This is a genomic window from Massilia sp. IC2-477 (genome assembly GCF_020707265.1).
Taxonomy (GTDB): Bacteria; Pseudomonadota; Gammaproteobacteria; order Burkholderiales; family Burkholderiaceae_D; genus Telluria.
Window position 1 is genome coordinate 1 of sequence record NZ_JAJFEQ010000037.1, and the last position, 645, is coordinate 645.

Sequence of the window (645 nt, forward strand, 5' to 3'; positions counted from 1 at the left end):
CCGTTTCTTCCCTGACAAAAGAGCTTTACAACCCGAAGGCCTTCTTCACTCACGCGGCATTGCTGGATCAGGCTTGCGCCCATTGTCCAAAATTCCCCACTGCTGCCTCCCGTAGGAGTCTGGGCCGTGTCTCAGTCCCAGTGTGGCTGGTCGTCCTCTCAGACCAGCTACTGATCGTCGCCTTGGTGAGCCTTTACCTCACCAACTAGCTAATCAGATATCGGCCGCTCCACAAGCATGAGGCCCGAAGGTCCCCCACTTTCATCCGTAGATCGTATGCGGTATTAGCGTAACTTTCGCTACGTTATCCCCCACTTCTGGGTACGTTCCGATATATTACTCACCCGTTCGCCACTCGCCGCCAGGTTGCCCCGCGCTGCCGTTCGACTTGCATGTGTAAAGCATGCCGCCAGCGTTCAATCTGAGCCAGGATCAAACTCTTCAGTTCAATCTCTGTTTGTTGACTCTTTCGAGTCACCGGCATTGCTGCCGGGTCGCTCACTCAAGATACTGACCGTCATCTCATTGCTGAGACAACGCTTAATACTTTTGTGAACATTTGATAATTTAAGTATGCAGCTGAACAAGTCAGCTGGCACCTTCATCAAACGCCCACACTTATCGACTGTTGATTGTTAAAGAACC

At 51.8% G+C, this 645-nt stretch carries 1 rRNA gene; it reads right to left on the minus strand.

Going from position 1 to position 645, the window contains the following annotated elements:
• Positions 1–448 (minus strand): 16S ribosomal RNA (locus tag LK542_RS24785); the annotation flags it as partial.
• Positions 449–645 lie beyond the last annotated feature (197 nt).